The 15,875-nt window shown below is 62.9% G+C and carries 16 protein-coding genes; 3 read left to right on the top strand and 13 right to left on the bottom strand.

Annotated elements, in window-relative coordinates:
• Window positions 1-5: 5 nt before the first annotated feature.
• On the top strand, window positions 6-143 hold the full coding sequence (locus HV823_RS08330) for a DUF1127 domain-containing protein (protein ID WP_176949255.1): 138 nt from the start codon (window positions 6-8) through the stop codon (window positions 141-143).
• 207 nt (window positions 144-350) lie between these two features.
• Here the strand turns inward: HV823_RS08330 and HV823_RS08325 are convergent, their stop codons facing one another.
• The 12 genes from HV823_RS08325 to HV823_RS08270 all read right to left on the bottom strand — a co-directional run bounded on the left by HV823_RS08325 (window position 351) and on the right by HV823_RS08270 (window position 12,493).
• On the bottom strand, window positions 351-1,151 hold the full coding sequence (locus tag HV823_RS08325) for an NAD-dependent epimerase/dehydratase family protein (protein ID WP_176949254.1): 801 nt from the start codon (window positions 1,149-1,151) through the stop codon (window positions 351-353).
• A gap of 136 nt (window positions 1,152-1,287) precedes the next feature.
• Complete coding sequence (locus HV823_RS08320; protein ID WP_176949253.1) at window positions 1,288-2,568, bottom strand: TRAP transporter large permease; 1,281 nt, start codon at window positions 2,566-2,568, stop codon at window positions 1,288-1,290.
• Window positions 2,568-3,089 (bottom strand): TRAP transporter small permease, encoded by a 522-nt coding sequence (locus HV823_RS08315; protein WP_176949252.1) that lies wholly within the window; start codon window positions 3,087-3,089, stop codon window positions 2,568-2,570. Before HV823_RS08315 ends, HV823_RS08320 begins: the two co-directional genes overlap by 1 nt.
• 88 nt (window positions 3,090-3,177) lie before the next feature.
• Complete coding sequence (locus HV823_RS08310; RefSeq protein WP_176949251.1) at window positions 3,178-4,152, bottom strand: TRAP transporter substrate-binding protein; 975 nt, start codon at window positions 4,150-4,152, stop codon at window positions 3,178-3,180.
• Window positions 4,153-4,219: 67 nt separating this feature from the next.
• The gene (locus HV823_RS08305; RefSeq protein ID WP_176949250.1) at window positions 4,220-5,089 is read right to left on the bottom strand and encodes an amidohydrolase family protein; all 870 of its coding nucleotides are present in this window, start codon (window positions 5,087-5,089) and stop codon (window positions 4,220-4,222) included.
• Window positions 5,090-6,226: a mandelate racemase/muconate lactonizing enzyme family protein gene (locus HV823_RS08300; RefSeq protein ID WP_176949249.1), complete on the bottom strand. Its 1,137-nt coding sequence runs from the start codon at window positions 6,224-6,226 to the stop codon at window positions 5,090-5,092.
• Between the two features lies 1 nt (window position 6,227).
• Entirely contained in the window at window positions 6,228-7,133 is a 906-nt protein-coding gene (gene kdgD / locus HV823_RS08295; RefSeq protein ID WP_176949248.1) for a 5-dehydro-4-deoxyglucarate dehydratase, read from the bottom strand.
• Between the two features lie 63 nt (window positions 7,134-7,196).
• Entirely contained in the window at window positions 7,197-7,940 is a 744-nt protein-coding gene (locus tag HV823_RS08290) for a FadR/GntR family transcriptional regulator (protein ID WP_176949247.1), read from the bottom strand.
• A gap of 194 nt (window positions 7,941-8,134) precedes the next feature.
• Window positions 8,135-9,166, bottom strand: a complete 1,032-nt coding sequence (locus HV823_RS08285; protein ID WP_176949246.1) for an acyltransferase family protein — start codon at window positions 9,164-9,166, stop codon at window positions 8,135-8,137.
• Window positions 9,163-10,452 (bottom strand): O-antigen ligase family protein, encoded by a 1,290-nt coding sequence (locus HV823_RS08280; RefSeq protein ID WP_176949245.1) that lies wholly within the window; start codon window positions 10,450-10,452, stop codon window positions 9,163-9,165. The genes HV823_RS08285 and HV823_RS08280 overlap by 4 nt, the downstream gene beginning before the upstream one ends.
• Window positions 10,453-10,459: 7 nt before the next feature.
• A complete protein-coding gene (locus tag HV823_RS08275; protein ID WP_176949244.1) occupies window positions 10,460-11,731 on the bottom strand; it encodes a polysaccharide biosynthesis/export family protein in 1,272 nt (423 codons plus the stop codon).
• A gap of 84 nt (window positions 11,732-11,815) precedes the next feature.
• Window positions 11,816-12,493, bottom strand: a complete 678-nt coding sequence (locus HV823_RS08270; RefSeq protein WP_176949243.1) for a sugar transferase — start codon at window positions 12,491-12,493, stop codon at window positions 11,816-11,818.
• 742 nt (window positions 12,494-13,235) lie between these two features.
• Here HV823_RS08270 and HV823_RS08265 point away from each other — a divergent pair.
• Together HV823_RS08265 and HV823_RS08260 are read left to right on the top strand one after the other, a co-directional pair.
• Window positions 13,236-13,526, top strand: a complete 291-nt coding sequence (locus HV823_RS08265; protein WP_176949242.1) for an exopolysaccharide production repressor protein — start codon at window positions 13,236-13,238, stop codon at window positions 13,524-13,526.
• A gap of 136 nt (window positions 13,527-13,662) precedes the next feature.
• On the top strand, window positions 13,663-14,667 hold the full coding sequence (locus tag HV823_RS08260; RefSeq protein ID WP_176949241.1) for a glycosyltransferase family 2 protein: 1,005 nt from the start codon (window positions 13,663-13,665) through the stop codon (window positions 14,665-14,667).
• A gap of 209 nt (window positions 14,668-14,876) precedes the next feature.
• On the opposite strand, the gene HV823_RS08255 is transcribed toward HV823_RS08260, so the two are convergent.
• Window positions 14,877-15,830: a polysaccharide pyruvyl transferase family protein gene (locus tag HV823_RS08255; RefSeq protein ID WP_176949240.1), complete on the bottom strand. Its 954-nt coding sequence runs from the start codon at window positions 15,828-15,830 to the stop codon at window positions 14,877-14,879.
• Window positions 15,831-15,875 lie beyond the last annotated feature (45 nt).

Raw genomic sequence — 15,875 nt, 5'->3', positions numbered from 1 at the left:
AAGAGATGAACATCCGTCAGAAGATCAAGGACTTCGCAGAACGCCGCAAGGCCATTCGTGAACTGAGCATGCTCGACGACCACACGCTGGCCGACATCGGTCTGTCGCGTTCGCAGATCCGCTCTGCCGTTCACGGCCGTTAACAGAACGACCGAACTATCGGCGACCGGAGCATCCGGTCAGCCGATCGCGCCCGGCGAATTTCTGGCGCGGTCGACAGAGCCTCGCAACGGCGGCTTGGAACCAAAAGTTCCCTTTCGTGCCGCCGTCATGGCTTCCCGGGCAGCAAGGCCCGGCACCATCAAAATCCGCACAACTCCCGAAAGAAAGCTGCTGACGACGCCCCCAACCTAGAGGTTGGCAGGATGCTCGCCGCAAACAAAGGCGCCGCCTTGATAATGGGTTGCGGGATTGGCGGGATCCTCCGGGCCGACAGATGCCAGGATTTCGGCGCGCCATTGCTCGGAGCTGTCCTTCGGCCTCCAGCCGAGGAAAGCCGCGTTAGCGTTGTCCCACCACTGTTCCTCGTTGTCCGATGCCCCGTAGACGACCGTGTGACCGATGCGCGGCGCGGCGAATGCTCGCCCGCACAGCGAAAGCATGTCGCCATAGCTGAGCCACGTCGCCAGCATTCGCGGATTGGCGGGCTTGGCAAAGCAGGATCCGATCCTGACCGACAGGGTCTCGATCCCGAACTTGTCGAAATAGAGACTGGCGATCGCCTCGCCGAACACCTTTGAAACGCCGTAGAGCGAATCCGGTCGCGGCACCACTTGGTTGTCGAGCCGCTCGTCGCGCCGGTAATAGCCTACCACGTGGTTCGAACTGGCGAAGATGATGCGCGGCCGGTTATGGCGCCGCGCAGCCTCATAGAGATTGTACATGCCGACGATATTGCCCTGCACGATCAGGTCGAAGGGCCGCTCGACCGAGATCCCGCCGAGATGGATCACGCCGTTGACGCCTTCCAGCAGATCGTCGACGCCTCTCGCATCGGAGAGATCGCAGCGCTTGAACCGCTCGTGCGGCTGAACATCAGATATGTCCGCCGTATCCGACAGCACCACCGTCTCGGCCAGGTCGCGCAGCAAGGGGCGCAATGCGGTTCCGACGCCTCCAGCGGCGCCCGTCATCAACAACGTCTTGAGCATGGATACTCCCAAACACTTCCAAACCTGCAGCCAGACCGCAGACTTGTCCTTCATTTTGCCAATCATAGTATGACGCGTCAGAGACGCGTCAACGAATATCGATGCCGAACCAATAGGTTACGGCGATGCCGTCGGCCTATTTGAACAGGCTCGGGAGCCAGAGCGACAGGCCGGGGATGTAAGTCACCAGCATCAGCACGGCAATGCTCGCCCCGAAGAACGGCCAGATGGTCCGCATCGCTTCGCGGATCGAAATGCCGCCCACCGCGCAACCGACGAACAGCACGGTTCCGACCGGCGGCGTATTGAGGCCGATGCCGGCATTCAGGATCATGATGACGCCGAAATGGACCGGATCGATGCCGAACGCCTTCGCAACGGGAAGGAGTACAGGCGTCGTGATGATCACGAGCGGAGCCATGTCCATGAAGGTCCCAAGCACAAGCAGTGCCAGGTTGATGAGCAGTAGCACGACGATCGGGTTCTCGGAGATGGAGCCGATGACGGCAATCATCTGCTGTTGCACCTGCAGAAACGCCATCAGCCAGCCGAAGGCGGCGGCCGTCCCGATCACCAGCAGCACCATCGCAGTCGTGCGGACCGCCTGCAATACGGCCTCGACGAAGCCGCTCCAATCAAGCTCGCGATAGACGAGCAGCGCGACCACAAGCGCGTAGAACACGGCGATGCACGAGCTTTCCGTCGCCGTGAACACACCGGAGCGCACGCCGCCGAAGATGATGCCGATGAGCAGGAGCCCCGGGGCCGATGCCAGCATGTAGTAGCCCAGCCGGCGAAACCCGGGAAAGGGCTCGGACGGGTAGCCGCGGCGGCGGGCGACGAAGTAAGCCGTCACCATCAGTGCCGCCGCCAGCAGCAAGCCGGGCAGGATCCCCGCCGTGAAGAGGTCGGCCACCGACACGTTTCCACCGGCTGCGATCGAATAAAGGATCATGTTGTGCGACGGCGGGACCATCAGCGCGATAATCGCGGCATTGACCGTCACGGAGACAGCATAGCTCCGGTCGTACCCGCGTGCGGCCATCTGCGGGATCATCAGGCCGCCGACAGCGGATGCGTCGGCGACCGCGGAGCCGGAAATGCCTCCGAACAAGGTCGAGGCGACAATGTTGACCTGTCCCAGGCCGCCGCGCAGATGCCCGACGATGCTCGCCGCGAAACGGATGAGCCGGTCGGCGATGCCGCCGCGAACCATGAGATCACCGGCGAAGATGAAGAAGGGGATCGCCATCATGGCAAAGACGCTCATCCCTGAATTCATCTGCTGGAAGACAACGATCGGCGGCAGTCCCATGAAGAGCACCGTCGCCAATGCTGCGATGCCGAGGCAGAAGGCGATCGGCATGCCGATGAACATCAGTACGGTGAAAACGCCGAAGAGAACCGTATAAGCCATTACGCCAGCTCCTGCGCGGTGATTTCGGCCGCCGTCTGCTCACCGGCCACCACATCGGCAAAACGCTCGGCCGCAAAGAGCGAAATCAAAAGCCCGCCCGCGATCATCGGAAAGAAATCCACCCCGCCCGGCCAGCCGAGCACGGGAATCGTTGCGGCCCAGGTCCCGGCCGCAAGGACTGCCGAGTACCAGGCCATGGCCAAGCCAAAAAGCACGATCAGACCAAGGCTGATCAGATCCATGGCGCGGCGCACGGCGACAGACGCGCCATGTCGAACGAAGTCGAGGCCGAGATGCACGCTTTCGCGCACGCCCACGGCAGCCCCGAGCATGATGAACCAGGACATCAGGTGCAGCGACAACGGCTCCGACCAGCTCGGCGTGTCATTCAGAACGTAGCGGGCGAACACCTGCCAGCCGACGGCCGCCGTCATCGCCACCAGCCCTACGCCCGAGATATAGAGCGACACCCGGCTGAGCCAAGCAAGCACCGGCCGCCCCGCATGCAAGTAAGTCGACATTGCCTTTTCCTCCAAGGGCATCGATCGCGCTCCCCGACGCGATCGGAAACGGCGAGGGCCGGACCGGATGCCGATCCGGCCGACCATGTCAGTCGGTCGCGCGAATGCGCGCCAGCAGGTCCTTCATCTGCGGATCGGTGACGAACTTCTCGTAGACCGGCGTCATGGCCTCGGCGAATTCCGCCTTGTCGACCGTGATCACGTTGACGCCGGCAGCGCGGACCTTTTCTTCTGAGGCCTTCTCACGCGCCTGCCAGAGTTCGCGCATCTTGACGACCGAGTCCTTTGCCGACTGCTTGATCACCTTCTGGTCATCCGGTGAAAGCTTGTCCCAGGTGATCTTTGAGATGACCAGGATTTCCGGATTCAGCGAATGATCCGTCAACGTGTAGTTCTTCGCGACCTCGAAGTGGCGCGACGATTCGTAGGACGGCCAGTTGTTCTCCGCCCCGTCGACGACGCCGGTCTCGAGCGAGGAATAGACCTCACCGAAAGGCATCGGCGTGGCGTTTGCACCGAAGGCCTCCATCATCGCGATCCAAAGGTCAGACTGCTGCACGCGGATCTTCATGCCCTTCAGGTCAGCAAGCTTCTCGATCGGCTTGCTGGTGGTATAGAACGAGCGTGCACCGGAATCGTAGAACGCCAGGCCGATAAGCCCATGCGGCTCGAACGCGGCGAGCACTTCCTCGCCGATCGGCCCGTCGACCGTCTTGTGCATGTGCTCGGTCGAGCGGAACAGAAAGGGCAGGCCGAGGACGACCGTCTGCGGCACCAGATTGTTGAACGGGGCCGCGTTGACGCGGTTCATGTCGATGACGCCGAAGCGCGTCTGTTCGATCGTGTCCTTTTCGCTGCCGAGTGCGGCGTTGTTGGTGACGTCGATCTTGATACGGCCATTGGTGCGCTCCGACACCAACTGCCCCATGTACTTCACCGCCTCCACCGTCGGATAACCATCCGGATGAATGTCGGCCGAGCGCAGCGTGATTTCCTGCGCCTGTCCTGTACCCGCTGCCAGGGCGAACCCCAGTGCAGCACAAAGCGATCTTGCGATATTCATGCTTTCTTCCTCCTCCAAGATTGCCGTTCAGAGCCTCCTCGCTCCCACGGCAGATGTCAGTTACCGCTCATGAATAGACCGGCAATCCGAACAGTCGTTCCGGATTGTCGACGAGCGCCAGCCGGCGCGCATCTTCGTCCGACAGCCAGCCGAGCACCGTGTCGGTCAGGTCCGCGTCGTTCGGATAATCCTGCGTGGTACGCGCCAGATTATGCGGCCAGTTCGTCCCCCAGACGATGCGCTCGGGCGCATGGGCGGCGATATCGCGGGCAACAGCGGCGACATCCTCATAGTCGGGCGGCCCGCTTTTGGACGATTCATAGACGCCCGCGAACTTGAACCAGCAATTGCCCGCATCAATCAACCTGCGCAACGCATCGACTTGGGGGCTTTGCGGCGAGACGCCGCTGAAGAACTTTCCGTGATGATCGAAGACCCAGCGGGATTTCAGTTTCCTGAGCCGGTCCTGGTGCGCTTCGATGTTGCTGCCGTCGATCTGCACGGCGACCATCCAGCCGCGGGCGGCGGCACGCGCGTCGACCGCTTCCAGATGGTCGAGCCCGACCGCTCCGCCGGGAAGATCCATGATCCGGGCACCGACGACGCCCCCCTCCGCCAGCGCATCCAGTTCCTTCTCCGGCGTCTCACCATCGATGACGGCGATGCCGCGAGCAATGCTGCCCATCTCGCGCAGGCAGGCAATCAGGTTGGCGTTGTCGCGCTGGTGGGCGTTGCCCTGGGTTATGATCACCCGATCAATGCCCAGCCAGGTCATGAGGCTGCGATACTGACCGGCGTCCGGCAGGGCACCGCCCGGCAGCGGCGGCCCGCCATCCCGCGCCGGGTATCCCGGCATATACATGTGCATCTGACTGTCGACCGCTCCCCGTGGGAGCCTGATCCGAGGCGACTTTCCGGAAAGCGATCTGACGATCATTCAAGCATCCCCCATGCGGAACTCGGCAAGCGCATCACGATCGATGTCGATGCCGAGGCCCGGACCATCCGGGATTTTGACCACCCCGCGGACATGCTCGATCGGCTTGGTGACGATAGCCTGACGGAACGGGTTTTCCGTGCGGTCGAACTCCAGGATCGGCTCGATCGGATTGACGCGCACCGGGTTCGGCACCATGGCCGCCATGAATTGCAATGCCGCCGCGATCTGGACCGCGGTTCCCCATACGTGCGGCACAATCCGGACGCCGTGCAGCGCTGCCATGTCGGCGACACGGCGGGCCTCGCTGAAGCCACCGACCCCGCAAAGGTCAGGCTGCAGAATATCGACGGCACGGGTTTCCACCGGCTCGCGCATGCCCCAGCGGGTGTGCCACGTTTCGCCGCCTGCCACCGGTATCGGCTGCCGCGCGCGCACCGCGCGATAGGCGTCGAGCTGTTCGGGTACGACCGGCTCCTCGAACCAGTCGATATCGTATTGGGCTGCGCGGCGGCCGAGGTCGACCGCCTCAAGAACGTCGTAGCCGTGATTGGCGTCGATCATCAGCCGCATCTCGGAACCGATCGCCTCGCGCACGGCGCGAATGACCGCCAGGTCCTGCTCCACGCCGAACCCGATCTTGATCTTGGTCGCGTGGAATCCTTCCGCCCAATAGCGCGCCGCATCCGCCGCATTGTCCTCCACGCGATCGACGCCTTCGCGCTTGAAGCTGCCCGTCGCATAGGCGCGCACTTCATTGCGAAACCGTCCACCGAGCAGGGTGGAAACCGGGACCCCGAAGCGCTTTCCCTTGATGTCCCACAGCGCGATGTCGATACCCGAAAGGGCGGTGATCGTCAGGCCGCGCTGACCCTGGTCGCGCAGGGCGTTGTAGAGCACCGCCCAAAGCTTTTCCGTCTCCCGCGGATCCGCACCGACGAGCCATTGTGCATAGGTCGCGACCACGGCTGCATTGGCCCGCGCGGGACCGAGGCACTCGCCCCAGCCAACGGTCCCGTCGTCACATTCGATCTCGACGAGAACGTGGGAGCGACGGTCGAAGCGCATGGAAGCGCTTTCGAATGGCACCGCCAACCGGTGCTCCAGAAGATGGGTCCGGACGGCGGCGATCTTCATCTCAACGCTTCCACGGCGCGATGAGGCGCTCCAGCATGCCTTCTTCCTCCGCCGTCAGGTCGTCCAGCGGCGGGCGAACCTTGCCGGCGGCAAATCCCTGCAGGCGAACGCCCGCCTTGATCGCCGCGACCGCATAACCCTTGCGCCGGCTGCGAAGCGCCATGAAGGGATAGAAGAACTCGTTGAGGATGGCTTCACAACGCGCGCGGTCGCCGCGACGCAGGGCCTTGTAGAATTCGACGGCCAGTTGCGGAACGAAGTTGAACACCGCCGACGAATAGGTCGTGAAGCCAGCCCCGAGATAGGCTTCTGCAAAGAGCTCCGCCGTCGGCATGCCGCCGAGATAGGTCAGGCGATCGCCCATGGTCGCCGTCACCTGGCGCACGAGGCCGATATCACCCGTCCCATCCTTGAAACCGACGAGATTCGGGCATTCGTCACACAAGCGCTTCAGCGTATCCACCGCAAGGACGGAATTGTCGCGGTTGTAGACCATCACGCCGATGCCGACCGACTGGCAGATCCGCTTGACGTGCTGGTAGAGCCCTTCCTGCGGCGCGTCGATAAGGTAGTGCGGCAGAAGGAGGATGCCGTCCGCTCCCGCCTTCTCCACTTCGCGCGCCAGCTCAACGCCGACATGCGTACCGAAGCCACATCCGGAGACGATCGCCGTCTTTCCCGAGGCCTCTTTCGCTGCGCGCACGATGCCCGGAATTTCCGACGGCGCGAGCGAGAAGAATTCGCCCGTCCCGCCTGCCGCGAAAAGGACCGGCGCCTCGAAGCCCGACAGCCAGTCGATATGCCGGCGGTAGCTTTCCGGCTTGAACTGCCCCTCCGCATCGAAATGGGTGACAGGGAACGAAAGCAAGCCTGCGCCAAGCGCGGCCTTGATCTCCTGCGGGGTCACGGGCGGTCCTCCTGCGTCTGCCAGTCGTAAACTTGTATTACGTATTACCGGCAAGCATGTCAATTAGTCATCATACAAGTTTCGCTGCTCATGCAGAAGTTTTCGATAGCGCGCCTGGCTGCCGCGCAAATGCCGGCGCATCGCTGCGCGCGCGCCCTCCTCGTCCCCATTGGAGATGGCCGAGACGATCTCCTGATGTTCCCGCAGAAGCAGGTTGATGTAGGCGGCATGATCGGCACCCGGCTCGTCGTTTCGAAGTGCTGCGCGCGGAATGACATTCTTGCCGACCATGGCGAGAAATTCGCGAAAGCGCGGGTTGTTGGTCGCCTCGGCAATGGCGATGTGCAGGGCGAAATCCGCCTCGCTCGTCGGCAGCGAGGCTTCAAGGCAGGCGCGCACGGCAAAATGCCGCTCGATGATGACCTCCTCCTGGGCAGGAGAGCGCCGGAGCGCCGCAAGTCCCGCCGCTTCGACCTCCACCGCCGTGCGCAACTCCAGAAGCTCGATCATGGACGATACGCGATCATGGTCCACATTTTTGAGGAGCAGCCCGGGCGAAGCGACATCGAGCACGAACACGCCGGCGCCCTGGCGAGCCTCCACGAGACGATCGGCGCGCAGCGCTGCGATGGCCTCGCGGACGACGGTACGGCTTACCCCGTGCGCTTCCGTCAGTTGCGCCTCGCTCGGCAGCCTGCTGCCCGGCGGGAACTGACCTCCGGCAATCGCCCTGCGCAACTCGTCCGCAAGCCGCGTCGTCAAAGTGCCTGCAGCACTCCCCATGCCCGACTTGGCCTGAATGGTCATTGGCACCCCCTGCCTGCGATTGTTGTCAGACGTCATCCGCAAGCCAACGAACTTGCTTGCACCGGCATATACCACAAGCGGAGGATTCCACAAACTTGTATGATGTGTTGGGCGAGGCGGATGGAGCAAAAGACCGAACGCTCTGGCCGCGTAAGGGCCGCATCAGAAACCTGGCGCCTCGAGACCACGTGTGGCTAGATGCTGCGCCCCGCTCCCGTCAGGGCCTCCGGGCCGGCCGGGGTCGCGGACGGGATAGAGGGCCGGCGGCGCAGGTTCAGCAAAGGCTGCTCCAGCAGTCGATAGGCCGCGATGCCGCCGGAAACTCCAACGATGGAGGCGATGAGCAAGGTCGTGAGCGGTGAGACCCCTAGCCGCTCGCCGAGCTTGGCCACGACCGAGATTGCAAAGGTATGCCAGAGATAGATGGAATAGGAGGCATCGCCCAAAAGCCTGGGCACGGCCATCTGGCGCACCAGTCCCCCCTTCTCCAGGCTGACGGTGCCGAGCACGAGCATGGCCGCCAGCGGGCCGCAGGTCCATTCGTCGAAGGGTAGCCTGAAGATCGCGATCGCCGCAAAGCCCGAGAGCGAGACCGCCAGAAGCCCGCCGCCGACCACAGCTCCCGGAACACGCCCCGACAGCCAGAGCTGGCCCAGCATCATGCCGGCCACGAATTCAAGGATGATCGGCCGCATATAAGTCGCAGCCAACGCGTTGTCTGCGGGTATCAAGGCGCCCGCCAGCGTCAGCCCCCCCATCGTGATCGCCACCGCCGGCAGCTGGCGCCGCCGCGGCAGAAGTAGCGCGAGTGCGAAGACCGCGTAGAAGAACATCTCGTAGTTCAGCGTCCATCCCTGCACGAGGACCGGCCAGATTTCGCCCGAACTTGGCGAGCGCATCGGAATGAAGAACAGCGACGCCATCACGTGGGCGATCGTCAGCTTCAGGTTCGGAAACAGCCCGACGAGGCCGCCGGCGACCATCACCAACGTCGCCAGCCAGTAGATCGGCACGATCCGCACGGCCCGGTCAGCCAGAAAACGCGCCGGCGTCACCGGCCGCCGCGCCGTGATCACCCACATGATAAAGCCGCTGATGACGAAGAAGACGTCGACGCCGGCCGCACCGATCGCGAAGCTGCCGCCGGTCTTCTCGGCGGCATGGAAGACGACCACGGCGATGGCCGCCAACGCCCGCAGATACTGAATGCCGTAGAGCGTCTTCATCGCCACCCCACCTTCGCCAGCGATGTCACCGGCAACCGACGCACGACCGGCATGGATGCAAGGACGGGCCGCTTCTCTTGTGTGCGTACGGTCAGCCTGCCGGCTGCGAAATAAAGCAGGAACGAGCCGATGTGATAGGGGTTCATGATATCGATCTCGAAGAAGGACCGCATGGCAAGCAGGATGCCGATCCCGAGCAGCAGCGCGGCATCGGCACTACCGTTTCCGGCCAGAAACCGGCGGAGATGGCCGGCGACCGTGACGATCAGCACCATGAAAAGCAGCGCAAACCCGATGCCGCCCGTTTCCACCATCGCCTCGATCGGCGTGTTGTGGAAATGAAAGCCGGCGCGGCTGCCGATGTAGAACTCTTCCCAAAGCCGTTCCGCCTCGGAGAATCCCTGCACCCAATAGGCCTGATAGCCGACGCCGAGCCAGGGATTGTCTGCGGCAGCCGCCATGCCCTGTTGCCAGAGATAGGTGCGCCCGGTCAGCGTTGCGTCCTTGCCGAATGCAGCCAGCACCATCTCGTAGCCTCCTGCCGACACGAAGGCAGCGCCACCGATGACGAGGAAAATCACGGCGGCGATGAACAGCGATCTGCGGTTGTCCGGAGAAAGCCAGAGGAGCACGCGCAGACTGAGAAGGCAGGCGACCGCGGCTCCGGTCGTCAGGACCGAAGTCGCCGATTGCGAGGCCGCGAGCGCATAGGCCGACAGCAGGAATACGCCAGCCGCGCAAAGACGCCAGAAGCCCTTCTCCCGCAGGATCAGGATCGTCGCGACGGCGAAGTAGACCCCGAGCGAGGCGTAGAAGCCCAGTTGGTTCTTCGAAGCGAAGGCGCCGACGAAGCTGACGGTGCCGTCAAGTGGATCGGCGTGATAGACCCCGAAGGCAAAGGAATAGGCGAGCACGAGGGCAACACCGGCTGTAGCGCCGCGCGCAAGCGTGCGGATATCCAGCACCCGCATTGCGATCAGGGCACAGACCACATGCGTGAAATACTGGATGCCCGTGCGCGCGGTCTGGCTAGGCGCCGCCGACCAGAACATCGACAGGCAGGCAAAGATGGTGAAGCCGAATATCCAGAGATAGCGGGTGTAGTTGCCCAGAACCCTGCGATAATCGACCAGAACCAGAGGCAGCCAGAGCCCATAATAGGCGAGGATCGAGACCTGCCCGAACCGCGCGGAATAGGCGAAGACGAGCAGCGACAGCGCCACGGCGCCGATGCCGAAGAGCTGGTTTTCGCCCGGCGTTACGAGGTTTGCCTTGGCGATCCGCATCGGCCACTCATCGCATCGCCACGTTGTAGCGCACCTTGATCACGTCGCCGGGAAGAACCTGCGTCGTTTCCGTCGCAGCAATCTCAGCGGCCTTGCCGTCCTTCTGCCGGACGATGACGAAGGAGATATCCGCATCGGACGGGTTCTGCTTGGTGACCGCGGCGTCGGCCGACTGCAGCAAAGCCTCCGACATCAGCTTGCGGCTGGTAGCGAGCTTGAGCGTGACGGCTTCAAGTTCGCTCTCGGTGTTCTGCAGTTCCTGCGCCAGCGATGCGTCCCAGTCATTGACGAGGTTCGTCTCGTCCTGGCTTGCCTTCGTGGCATCCTGCTTCGCCTTGAGGGAAGCGGTATCGATATCGAGGAGCGCGGCCTGCAGATCCGCAACGCGCTGCTCCAGAGCCAGCTTGCGCGAACTGATCGTCAGCCCCTTCTCGGCAAGGCTGTCGACCTTCTTCAGGTCCTGCTCGACGAGGTCGAGCTGGCGGTTCTGCGTCTGCGATTTCTGCTCCAGGGCGCCGATCTCGTTTTGTAACAGCGTCTTCAGATCTGCCAGCGCCGTCAGTTGCACCTTCTGCCGCCGGTCGCGCGATTGCATCAGGGCCGTCTCGCTCTCGATCAGGCTTGCCGTTTCCGGCACGTCCTTCAATTCCTCGGGCACCTTGATGCTGTCGCTTTCGGCGATCTCCGCCTGAAGCCTGGCACGACGCGTCAGCAGCCGGTTGCGCTCGGCAACGAGGACGGCCGTGTCGCCGTCGGCACGGATGAAGTCGCGGGCGAAACGCTGGCCAGCGTCGCCGCGGCGCAGGCCGCCGCCCAGGCTGATGGCCTTGAGCACCGTCATATTGGGGGCGAAGGGATACTCGCCCGGCGTCTGCACTTCGCCCGCAACGTAGATGGGACGATACTGTGCAAGCTCCACGGATGCGGAAGGCAGATCGCGCAGGGCGAACAGCTTCTGCATGCGCTCGCCGATCTCGGCCGCCACCTCCTCGGTGGTCTTTCCCGAAACCGGCAGTTCACCGACCAGCGGCAGGGAGATGGTGCCCGACGCGCCGACGGCGTAGTCGCCGCTGACCGCGGACCAGTCGCGCACCGCACCTTCCGCCGTCTGCCACTCGACCACGCGAACCCGCAGCTTGTCGAGAACGTCGAGGCGGTATTCGTCCGCCAATGCCGGCGCAGCCTGCAAAAGCAGGGCTACCGGCAGGCTGGCGATGGCGAGACGCCTTGCAGCGTCGCGAATACGATTCGGCCGGTCGGCCGTCGTTGCAGATCTCATGCTGAGCATCCGTTTCTTCTGAATGGCTGCGCTACGGCCGAAGACGAAGCGCAAAATCCTGGACCGGGTGATGGCTGGACGCGATCAGTAGCTGCCCCGCGACAGGCAGACCGCCGGGATCGTCCGCGCGACGATGATCACGTCATTGGCAAGAGACCAGGTCCGGACATATTCGGTATCGAAGGCGATACGGGTGGAATAGGAGACGTCGTTGCGACCGCTGACCTGCCAGAGGCCGGTCAGCCCGGGGCGGGTCTGGAGATAGTAGCCGGCCGCTGCCTCGTAGAGCTCGAGTTCGTCTTCCACCACCGGCCGCGGGCCGACAATGCTCATCTCGCCGCGCAGGATATTCACCAGTTGAGGCAGCTCATCGAGGCTGAGCTTGCGCAACACGGCACCGACCGTGGTCACGCGCGGATCGAACTTGAGCTTGCGGGTCGCCCGCCATTCCTCATAGGCCTCGGGATTGGATTGCAGGTAGGCCTGGAGAACACGGTCGCCATCGGGGCGCATGGTACGGAATTTCAGGCAATGGAAAGCGCGGCCGTTGTGGCCGACCCGGCGATGGCCGTAAAAAACGCTGCCGCCGTCGGACAGCTTCACCAGCGCGGCGATCAGCAGGAAAATGGGGCTCAGGAACAACAGGGCCACGAACGCCGTGGCAACATCGAAACCGCGTTTGGAGGTTCCTCCGAGTGGGGGCGCGCCCGTCTTGGCTACGCTGATGAACGTCGAACTGGCCGATCGTGTCGCGGACTTCATAGAGTGGGCTCCGTTCCGTTTTGGCGATAGGTCTCGTCTGCTTGGACGAGTGACATCCAAAGCGAATGGTATGGTCAGATTTTGGTCTTGGAAGAGAAATATTTTTATCGCGGCACAGATCGACGCTACTTAAGGACCTTATAATATATAAATTTGACAATCCCTTTGAGCGATACAGTGTAATTCTAAATATACACAGGCCAGTTTCTGCCGTTCTTTCTCGGAAAATACGGCTATTTACGTTTTATTAAGCCGCGACGGCCCCGGAAATAAATGAGATATATTCAGATCTCGATCAGAATGACGTTTATGACCGGAGAACGCGACGAAAATGATTTGTCTCAATATGACATTCTGCGTCGCAACATTATTTTGCATTGCACACAATCGACATCTCTCGGCGGGAAATCCCTGTAACAAAAGTTGATCGGAATAGGTCAGTCGTGCTTACCAATAGCTGCGCAGGTCAAATTGCTGTTCCCGCATTCGCTGTAACGCGGCCGAATTGGGGCAAAAACGTGGCGGATCACGATTCGAGACTTCGCGCGGCACGCTGCACCTGTGCCGCTCACAACCTCTTGAATTGCAGCAATTTGCCGCGGGCTGTATCTGCCGCAAGGCTGACAATTGAACCGACGGCATCCGACGAATATACTCTCGTCACGGCAAGGAGCCGGATGCCGGGAGGAGTGCGCATACCGATGTCGTTTTCATCCCCTTTCAGGACTGCGAGTTAGCGCCGATGTATGGTCCGCGCGTCTTCTTCAGCATGATCGGCGCTCTGCTGGTCTTCGCCATTGCGACTTATGCGCTGAGCGGCTCGCTGTCCGCGACCCTGGTCCAGACGCTGATCTGCGCCGTTCTTTTGCAAGTGGGCTACTTTGCCGGAGTGCTCTTTCTGGTGTGGAAGGAAGCTCGCGAACGGCGCCGAAAGACGGATGAAGCCATCCGCGCCAGCGCAACAGCAGAGCCCAGCAGCGGTGCCGGTCTTTCCGTGTCCTCGCTGAACAAGCCCGGACATCCCAACTTCTGAACGCCTCCCCTGGCCGCACCGGCCAGCGCTGTTGCCAACACACCCAAATCGCCTCGCCTTCATCTTCTCGCCATGTTGCGTTGCACCATAGAAGCGAGCGCCCTGCGCTTGATCTGCAATGGAGGCCGACTGGACGATGAACAGGGAAGTGTGCGTCATCATCGCTGCGAAGAATGCCGCCCAGACCATCGGGCGCGCCGTCGCCTCGGCGCTGGAGCAGCCAGAGACCAACGAGGTGGTGGTGGTCGATGACGGCTCCTCAGACGCCACCGGCGAAGCTGCCAGGGCCGCCGATGACGGAAGCGCCCGCCTGAGCGTGCACCGCTTCGACATGAACCGGGGGCCGGCTGCTGCGCGAAACCATGCCATAGGCGTCTCCCGCTCACCGCTGCTCGGCGTGCTGGACGCCGACGACTTCCTGCTTCCCAGCCGCTTTGAGCGGCTGCTTGCGGAGCGCGACTGGGATTTCATCGCCGACAACATCGCCTTCGTCGACGAGGCACGCGCGGCACGTGCTCACATGGAAATCAGCGAGATCGCGCCGCAGCCGCGGCTGCTTGACCTGGAGGGTTTCGTGGAAGGCAATATCTCACGTCGCGGCGTCCGGCGCGGCGAGATCGGCTTCCTCAAGCCTTTGATCCGCCGGGAATTCCTGGACCGGTTTGCGCTGCGCTACAAGGAGGGACTGCGCCTCGGCGAGGACTATGACCTCTATGCGCGCGCGCTTGCATGCGGCGCGCGCTACAAGATCATCCACAGCTGCGGCTACGGGGCCGTGGTGCGCGGCAATTCGCTGAGCGGCAGCCACCGCACGGAGGATCTCAAGCGCCTCTATGAGGCCGATCGCGCGATCCTGGCCCAACCGGGCCTGTCGCCGACCCAGCGGGCGTTGATAGGTCGGCACGAACGCCACATCCGCGCACGCTACGAATTGCGCCATTTCCTCGACCTGAAGAGGGAACAAGGCATCGGCCACGCGTTCTTCTATGCCGCAACCCATCCAGCCGCCGTGCCCGCGATCGCGGGCGGCATATTCTTCGACAAGACCGCGCGCTTCCGTCGGCAGGCGGAGGAGCCGGCGGCACTCGGGGGCACCGGCACGATCCGTTACCTGCTGTCGTCACCGAACGCCTCTGCATGAGAAGATAGCTGCGCGGCGGGCAGCCGTAGGAGGCCATGCACTCGAACTGACGGACTGCCGGAAGCATCCGGCGTCCGTAACAATCCCGTCGGCATCAGCAAGCCGCCTTACGGGCGTCGCATGAAATAGTATCCACGCGACGCCCTTCAGGTCTTTGTTTTTTGCGCATGTCGTTGTCGAAGACCGCTGCGCACTTTTGCGCGACAGCTTTAGAAATAGTCCCGGTGAACGCCGTCCAGGGCCTCGCGGAACCGGGTCTTGCGGGAGGCAAGAGCGGCGTCAGCGCTTAGTTGCGGCTCGGCGCGACCGGCCTGCCAGAGCGCCAGCGCGGATGGGACGGCCAGCATCTGCTTTGCGGCTCCACGCAGTCCCGCCTTGCGCGGCTCGCGCTCGCGCACCATCACCTCGCCGTCCGGCGCGGGCGAGGTGTCTGGCTGGGCTGCGACAGCTTGCGGGTTTTCGAACTCCACACCCCAGAAACGCGTACCCTTCAGGATAGCCTCGGCCCGGCTCGACACCGGGACATGTCGCGGTCGATAGGAGACGCCAAGCGTATTGGCCCAGTCGTTCCACTTGAAGCTGTTGATGTTGCGCGAGGTGGAGACCGCCACCCACGGCACCCGAAACGCATCGGCCAGGATCGCGCCATGCATGGATTCCGCGACGATCATTTCGGAGCGTGCGATCTCGGCGATCACCTCCTTCGCATCGCCGCGCGGATCGATGTAGTTGATCCCGACCGTCGCGCAGACCTCCGGCCAGAGGCCGGCAATGGCCGATTCCCAGTGGGGAACGAAGCTCTTCTTGTGGGCCTTGGGCAGGTGGCGGAATTCCGGCATCTCCGCCACCATCACCGCCGGGTCCACGATGCCGAGCGCCTCGTCCACCCCGACCTTCTTCGCCGTCAGCGGCCCGCGCACGGCGCGGATGTCCCAAAGGCTGGTGTCGCTCATGTCCGGCAGGCTGCCATAGCCGAAACCGCTGCCGATCACGAGCTTGCGCCCCTCGTCCGGCAGCAGAGCCTTGTTCAGGACGGTGCCTACGCCGACAAGCAGAACGTCAGGATGGACGTCGCGAAAGCCAGGCAGCAGGAAATCCCAAAGCCAGAGATTGAGGTCGTCACCAAAGTTGCCGTGATGCGATTCCCAGTAATAGGGCTTCATTCAGATCTCCTGAGAAGTTTGTTTCCAAAGCGGAACGGATGCGGG

Source organism: Mycoplana rhizolycopersici, from assembly GCF_013378445.1.
Classification (GTDB): domain Bacteria; phylum Pseudomonadota; class Alphaproteobacteria; order Rhizobiales; family Rhizobiaceae; genus Mycoplana; species Mycoplana rhizolycopersici.
The sequence above is the reverse complement of the archived record's forward strand: the minus strand, read 5'-3'. Positions and strand labels throughout refer to the sequence as shown.